Source organism: Bordetella muralis, from assembly GCF_965139205.1.
GTDB lineage: Bacteria > Pseudomonadota > Gammaproteobacteria > Burkholderiales > Burkholderiaceae_B > Bordetella_A > Bordetella_A muralis.
The window spans coordinates 1-7,268 of sequence record NZ_CBCSIU010000050.1; the positions used below are offsets into that span (position 1 = coordinate 1).

The 7,268-nt window shown below is 61.1% G+C and carries 7 protein-coding genes and 1 other RNA gene; all 8 read left to right on the forward strand.

Features of this window, described 5'->3' with window-relative positions; genetic code table 11:
* Positions 1–67: 67 nt before the first annotated feature.
* The 8 genes from ffs (at position 68) to ACNA0I_RS26680 (ending at position 7,192) form a co-directional block, all read left to right on the forward strand.
* Positions 68–165: signal recognition particle sRNA small type (gene ffs / locus ACNA0I_RS26645), an RNA gene on the forward strand.
* A gap of 126 nt (positions 166–291) precedes the next feature.
* Positions 292–2,616, forward strand: coding sequence for a DNA polymerase III subunit gamma/tau (locus tag ACNA0I_RS26650; RefSeq protein WP_415809037.1), 2,325 nt, complete (start codon positions 292–294; stop codon positions 2,614–2,616).
* A gap of 80 nt (positions 2,617–2,696) precedes the next feature.
* A complete protein-coding gene (locus tag ACNA0I_RS26655; protein WP_415809038.1) occupies positions 2,697–3,023 on the forward strand; it encodes a YbaB/EbfC family nucleoid-associated protein in 327 nt (108 codons plus the stop codon).
* 84 nt (positions 3,024–3,107) lie between these two features.
* Positions 3,108–3,716, forward strand: a complete 609-nt coding sequence (gene recR / locus ACNA0I_RS26660) for a recombination mediator RecR (RefSeq protein WP_415809039.1) — start codon at positions 3,108–3,110, stop codon at positions 3,714–3,716.
* 282 nt (positions 3,717–3,998) lie between these two features.
* Entirely contained in the window at positions 3,999–5,039 is a 1,041-nt protein-coding gene (locus tag ACNA0I_RS26665; protein ID WP_415809040.1) for an ABC transporter substrate-binding protein, read from the forward strand.
* A complete protein-coding gene (locus tag ACNA0I_RS26670) occupies positions 5,032–5,841 on the forward strand; it encodes an ABC transporter ATP-binding protein (protein WP_415809041.1) in 810 nt (269 codons plus the stop codon). The genes ACNA0I_RS26665 and ACNA0I_RS26670 overlap by 8 nt, the downstream gene beginning before the upstream one ends.
* Position 5,842: 1 nt before the next feature.
* On the forward strand, positions 5,843–6,640 hold the full coding sequence (locus tag ACNA0I_RS26675) for an ABC transporter permease (RefSeq protein WP_415809042.1): 798 nt from the start codon (positions 5,843–5,845) through the stop codon (positions 6,638–6,640).
* 24 nt (positions 6,641–6,664) lie between these two features.
* Positions 6,665–7,192 (forward strand): carboxymuconolactone decarboxylase family protein, encoded by a 528-nt coding sequence (locus tag ACNA0I_RS26680; RefSeq protein WP_415809043.1) that lies wholly within the window; start codon positions 6,665–6,667, stop codon positions 7,190–7,192.
* Positions 7,193–7,268: the final 76 nt, after the last annotated feature.

Consider the following 7,268-nt stretch of genomic DNA (forward strand, 5'->3'; position numbering starts at 1 on the left):
CCCCCCGGGGCCCGCCAAATGAGCTTCGAGCAAGCGGCCTTGCGGCCGCTCTGCTAGAATCTCATTTGACGGGCCCCTTCGCATGGTTCGGCGGTGAACCTGGTCAGGTCGGGAACGAAGCAGCCATAGTCGTTTAGGATCAGTGCCGGAGTAAGGCTCGTCAACCGGTTTCCCCAAGGGGGCGCCGTAATCGGAACGAATTGCCAGCATCAGGGCAGTTCGCGCGCTGGTTGCGGCGCCCCTTTGTATTTTGGGCGCACAGGCGCGCACAACTGGCTCTACAATCCGTCCATGACTTATCTGGTACTGGCCCGCAAGTGGCGCCCACGTTCGTTCGATACCCTGGTAGGCCAGGACCACGTGGTGCGCGCGCTGACCCACGCGCTCGACTCTCAGCGCCTGCATCACGCCTGGCTGTTCACCGGCACGCGTGGCGTCGGTAAAACGACCTTGTCGCGCATTTTGGCGAAATCGCTGAATTGCGAAACCGGTATTACCTCTCGACCCTGCGGCCAATGCCGTGCGTGTACCGAGATCGATGCCGGGCGCTTTGTGGATTACCTGGAACTCGATGCAGCGTCGAACCGCGGCGTCGAGGAAATGACCCAGTTGCTCGAGCAGGCGGTGTATTCGCCCGGTGCAGGCCGTTACAAGGTCTACATGATCGACGAAGTCCACATGTTGACCGGGCATGCGTTCAACGCCATGCTGAAAACGCTCGAAGAGCCGCCACCTCATGTGAAATTCATCCTGGCGACGACGGACCCTCAGAAAATCCCGGTCACGGTGCTGTCGCGCTGCCTGCAATTCAACTTGAAACAAATGCCGCCTGACGCCATCGTCGGCCATTTGCAGGCGGTACTGGCGGATGAGTCCATCGGCAATGAACTACCGGCCTTGCGTCTGATCGCGCAGGCGGCGGGCGGGTCGATGCGTGATGCCTTGTCCCTGACTGACCAGGCGATCGCCTACAGCGCGGGCAATCTGACCGAAGACGCCGTGCGCGGCATGCTGGGCACAATAGATCAACGCCATCTAGTACGTCTGCTCGAGTCGTTGTCGTCAGGCGAGGCCGCAGGCGTCCTGGCGGTCGCAGAAGAACTGTCGACGCGTGGACTGTCGTATGCGGGCGCGCTGGCCGATCTGGCGGTGCTGCTATCTCGTGTCGCCATCGAACAGCGCGTGCCTGGCGCGACGTCGGCCGAGGATCCTCTCGCAGGGGATATCGCGCGCTTGGCGGCGTTATTGCATCCTGACGCGGTGCAGTTGTTTTATTCGGTAGCAGTGCATAGCCGCAGCGAGCTTTCTCTCGCGCCGGATGAGCATGCAGGCTTCATCATGGCCTGTTTGCGTATGTTGGCGCTGAACGGGCAGGCAGGTCCGCAAATGGCCGTACAGGCTCCTGCGCCGGCGGCGGGCGGACTATCCGCTGCTGCCTCCGGGGCCGTCACTGCCGCACAACAGGGCGCGTCAGGGCCTGTCGTGGCAAGCACCGCGCCGCAGGAGCCGCCTGGCGCAACCGTGGCGACCGGTTCCGAACGGCCGGCCGCTGATGTGGCGAAGGGAGCTGCCGCAACATCGAATACTGATGCACCAGGGGCGGCATTAAATGCGGCACCGAGCACCGCCTCTGGCGCTGGCGCGCCTGTTCCTGTAGCGTCGCCTGATGCTGCAGCGTCAGCCTCAACATCGAGTCAGCCTGCTGTGGCCCCGTCTGCGCGGGTCGGCGCTCAGACGGGCGCCGTTCCGGCTGCTTCGACGGGGGCAGCTGCGCAGCAGGCTCGTACGTCTGAGGCACAGCCGGCTGCGATTCGCGCAGAACAAGACATTCCGCCGTGGGAGGACTTGCCTGCAGCCGAGGATCCCGCTCAAGCTCAATCTCAGGGCGCGGCGACCCCGTCAGTTCAGAGCCACAATTCGACGCCTGACGCTGCTTCGTCCTCCGACCTCAAAGCGGCGCATGCAGCCGCGCTGGCTGTTACGCCGTCGGCTGCTCATACGCAGGCCAAGGCCTCGCCGCCGCGTCCCGATGAGCCGCCAGCTTGGGTGGACGAAGACATTCCGGACGAGGCCGAGGGCGGTTACATGCCCGCGTCCGAGTTCACCGCTGACCCGGACGATGAGTTCGAGACGCTGGCTACAGCGGCACCGGTGGCAGACCTGGCGCCCGCGCCGCGTCGTCCAGCCGCACCGCCTCCTCGCCGTTCACGCCAGCCCGGCGCCAGCCTGAACAGCATGTCGGCCGCCGAATGGCCGGCGTTGGCGGCGAAATTGCCGGTGACCGGCCTGGCGGCAGAATTGGCTCGGCAAAGCGAATGGTCAGGCGTGCAGGGCGATGCCGTCGTGCTGCGCGTCGCAGTGAAAACACTGGCGGAAAGCGAAAGCCGCGTGCGTTTGCAAACCGTACTATGCGAACATTTCGGCCAAGGGCTGCGTTTGGAAATCGAGGTCGGTGCGACGGGCGACGGCACGGCTCACGCCGTGGCGCAGATCGAAAAGGCAGCGCGCCAACAAGCAGCCGAGGAGGCAGTAGACGCCGATCCCTTTGTGCTGGCATTGAAAGCCGATTTCGGCGGCCGTGTCAGCGCGGTGCGGGCCGTCGAACCTCGTGCATGATCAGTGTAGATAGGTCGCCGTTCTCGTCTTGAACCCAAACACCTGTTAAATTTTTATCCCTATTCAAGGACGTTCCCATCATGATGAAAGGACAACTGGCTGGTCTGATGCGCCAAGCGCAGCAGATGCAGGAAAACATGAAAAAAGCCCAGGACGCGCTGGCCGACATCGTTGTCGATGGCGCCTCGGGCGGTGGCCTGGTCAAGGTTTCCATGACTTGCCGCCACGACGTGAAGCGTGTCGAGATCGATCCGAGCCTGTTGGCCGACGATAAAGACATGCTCGAGGATCTGGTCGCGGCCGCGTTCAACGATGCGCTGCGCAAGGCCGAAGCCACTGCGCAAGAAAAAATGGCAGGCGTGACTGCCGGCATGCCCTTGCCGCCGGGAATGAAGCTGCCCTTTTAATCCTGTCAGGCGAGTGGGTGCGTATTTTTGTGCGCGCCTGATTGTCGCTTTTCGTCGTTTCTTTTCGTTGTTTCTGTGGCCGAGATGGATCCTCAACTGCCTGAACCTGAGCCGCTCGTCTCGTTGATCGAGGCGTTGCGCCGCCTGCCTGGCGTCGGCGTGCGTTCGGCCCGGCGGATGGCTTATCACCTCATGCAGCACGATCTGCAGGGGGCCGATATGCTGGGCAGGGCCTTGGCAGGCGCTGTGCAGAACCTGCGTCATTGTGCGCGCTGCAACAGCTTTACCGAGGACGAGATCTGCGCGACCTGTGCCAATCCCAAACGCGATCCGTCGCTGCTCTGCATTGTCGAAACGCCGGCCGATCAAAACATGATCGAGGCCAGTCACGGTTATCGTGGCTTGTACTATGTCTTGATGGGCCGGGTAGCGCCGCTGGAGGGCATCGGCCCTCGCGAGCTGGACTTCGACCGCTTGCTCGAACGGGTCTCCGACGGTGTTGTGCAGGAGGTCATCCTGGCCACCAATTTCACGGCTGAGGGCGACACGACCGCGCATTTCCTGAATGAGGTCTTGGCCGACAAAGGGCTCAAGATCACCCGTCTGGCGCGCGGCGTGCCGGCCGGTAGCGAGCTGGAATATGTCGACGCAGGGACGATCGCCTGGGCACTGATGGAGCGCAAGTCGGCATAGCTCCGCTCCCAACGTCATGTTTTCATGCGGATTTTCGGTGCTCCTTGTCCGACCGGCATCTCAATGTAGATGTCTGCCGTACCACCACGCCTAGGGAAAACAACGGAAGAACTCCGGAAATCACTGGAGTATGATGCTGCGGCGACGGTCAAACAGGACGTTCGCTGGCGTGATCGGTATGGTCGCGCTCGAGCGCCGGTTTTGTGTCTGCATAATGATTACGTGACGGCTAGTCAGGCCGCAATGGACACACAGGCCGCATAGCGGCAAAGGAGACCCTCCATGTCAATCACTCGTCGTGATTTACTCAAGCTGGCCGGTGCGGCCGGTGCGATGAGCATGGCGCCAGCCATTGTGCGGGCCCAGAAATTAGAAAAAAAGAGCGTGCAGATCGCGGTGGGTGGCAAGCCCCTGATTTATTACCTGCCGCTCAGCATTGCCGAGATCAAGGGCTACTTCAAGGATGAAGGCCTGGACGTCAAGATCGCGGACTTTGCCGGCGGCTCCAAGGCTCTGCAGGCCGTCGTGGGCGGCAGCGCCGATGTGGTGTCCGGTGCCTTTGAGCACACGCTGCACATGCAATCCAAGGGGCAGTTCTACCGCGCCTTTGTGCTGCAGGGCCGCGCGCCCATGATCGGTTTCGGCGTCTCGAAAAAGACCCTGCCCAACTACAAGAGTCCGGCCGATCTGAAAGGCAAGAAAATCGGTGTGACCGCGCCTGGCTCGTCGACGAACATGGTGGTCAGCTTCTTCCTGGCGCAACACGGCTTGACCGATAGCGATGTGTCGTTCATCGGCGTCGGGGCCGGTGCGGGGGCAGTGACGGCTTTGCGCAGCGGCCAGATCGATGCGATGTCCAATACGGACCCCGTGGTGTCGATGCTGGCAATGGCCGGCGATATGGACATCATTGTCGATACCCGCACCTTGAAAGACACCAAGGCTATCTTTGGCGGCAACATGCCCGCGGGCAGCCTGTATGCCCCGCAAGCCTTTCTCGATGAGAATCCCAACACGACGCAGGCATTGACCAATGCGATCGTGCGCGCCGACAAATGGCTCCAGCAAGCCAGCGCCGATGAGATCGCCAAGACGGTGCCAACCCAATATCTGTTGGGAGAGCCCGACGTATACAAGGCGGCGCTCGAAAAGAGCAAAGAAGGCTTCTCGCCTGATGGTGTGATTCCCGAGGACGGTGCCGCTACGGCTACGAAGGCGCTGGCCGCCTACGTCAAGGGCTTTGACGCCGCCAAGATCGATCCGTCGAAGGCCTGGACCAACGAATTTACCCAACGTGCTAACCAGAAATACCCCAATGGCTGACGCCGCACTCTTACTCGACCATATCACTTGCACCTTCGTGTCCCGCGATGGCGCAGACAAACGCTATACCGCCGTTCAGGACACGACCTTGGCTATCGCACCGGGCGAGTTCGTCTCGGTCGTGGGGCCCACGGGCTGCGGCAAATCCACCCTGCTGAACGTAGGGGCGGGTTTGTTGCGCCCCTCGTCCGGTGAGGTCAAAGTCTTCGGGCAGCCGCTGCAGGGCATCAACACTCGTGCAGGCTATATGTTTCAGGGCGAGGCGCTGCTGCCGTGGCGCAGCGCCTTGGAAAACGTCATCGCGGGCTTGGAGTTTGCCGGCGTGGACCGTGCCGAGGCGCTGGAACGTGGCCGTGACTGGATGAGGCGAGTGGGCCTGGGCGGCTTCGAGGAACGCTACCCGCACCAGATGTCGGGTGGTATGCGCAAGCGCGCCATGCTGGCGCAAACGCTGATTCGCGATCCCGACATCATCTTGATGGACGAGCCCTTTTCGGCACTCGATATCCAGACGCGCCAGTTGATGGAAAACGAGGTGCTCGATTTGTGGATGGCCAAGCGCAAAGCCGTGCTGTTCATCACGCACGATCTGGACGAAGCCATTGCGATGAGCGATCGGGTGGTGGTGCTGTCGGCAGGGCCCGGCACGCATCCCATCGGTGAGTTCGCCATTGACCTGCCGCGTCCGCGCGATGTGGCCGAAGTGCGTACCCATCCGCGCTTTGTGGAGTTGCATGCCGCGATCTGGGGCGTGTTGCGTGAAGAAGTTCTGAAGGGCTATGCCCAGCAAAAGCGAGCCTGATATGTCGAAATTGTCTAAACCGGGCTCGTCGTTCAGCCTGCGCTTTTGGCAGCTGTTGCTGCTGGCTGTCATCCTTGTCGTGTGGTACGTCGTATCTCTGGATCCCAAGGTTGCCTTCTTTTTTGGCCAACCGCTCGAGGTCTCGAAACGCATCTGGGCGTGGTTCATTACCGACGCCGATATCTATCGCCATTTGTGGGTGACGCTCTCGGAAACCGTGCTGGCGTTTTTCATTGGCACGATATCGGGTTTGGGTTTCGGGCTGTGGCTGGGGCTGTCGAATACCGCCAGTGCCATCCTTGATCCGTACATCAAGGCTGCGAACTCGATGCCGCGCGTGATTCTCGCGCCGATTTTCGGGATGTGGTTCGGCCTGGGGATCTGGTCCAAGGTCGCACTGGCCGTGACGCTGGTCTTCTTCATTGTGTTCTTCAACGTCTATCAAGGCGTGCGCGAGGTCAGTCCGACGTTGTTGGATAACGCGCGTATGCTGGGCGCTGGACGCCGTCAATTGCTGCGTCACGTGTACCTGCCATCGGCAACGAGCTGGGTGTTTTCCAGCTTGCATACCTCGGTGGGTCTGGCGTTCGTCGGTGCAGTGGTCGGCGAATACCTGGGCTCGGCCAGTGGTGTGGGCTACCTGATTTTGCAGGCCGAAGGCACGTTTGACGTCAATACGGTGTTTGCGGGCATCGTCGTTCTGACAGCCTTTGCGCTGTTGCTCGACTATCTGGTCGGCATCGGCGAAAAACGATTGATGAAATGGCAGCCCAAAACGGGCGAGACCGAAAAAATCTGAGTCCAGTTTCAGGAGGGTGGCATCGTGGCACGTCTAGATTACGCGGATTTATCGCATCCGGAGGCAAAGCCTCTGGTCGATCGCATCGTTGCCGAACGTGGCAGCGTCCTGCATCTGTACCAGATGCTGCTGCACAGCCCGGCCGTGGCCAGCGGCTGGCTGAATTATCTGACCTCCATTCGCCAATTGAGCACCTTGCCAGGTGACTTGCGCGAGCTCGTCATCATGCGTGTGGCCGCTATCAACGGCGCGCCGTATGAGGCGGATCAACATGCCCCCATCGCCTTGCGCGAGGGCATCAGCCAGGCACAACTGGACGCGCTCGATCAATGGGAATCCTCGGATTTTTTCTCGGAAAAAGAGCGCGCAGTGCTGGCCTATACCGACACGATGACGCGCAACGTCCAAGTGCCGCAAACGGTATTCGATGCGGCACGCCAAGCCGTCGGTAGCGATAAATTGATGGTTGAGCTTACTGCGACAGTGGCTGCCTACAACATGGTGTCGCGTTTTTTGGAAGCGCTGCAGGTGCATTCGCACGACCATCGGTGAGTTGTTCCGCGGGTGGTGTGCTTATTGGACGTCGAGCCGAGGCAATCGGGCCGTGAGGGCTTCACAAAGCCGGTCC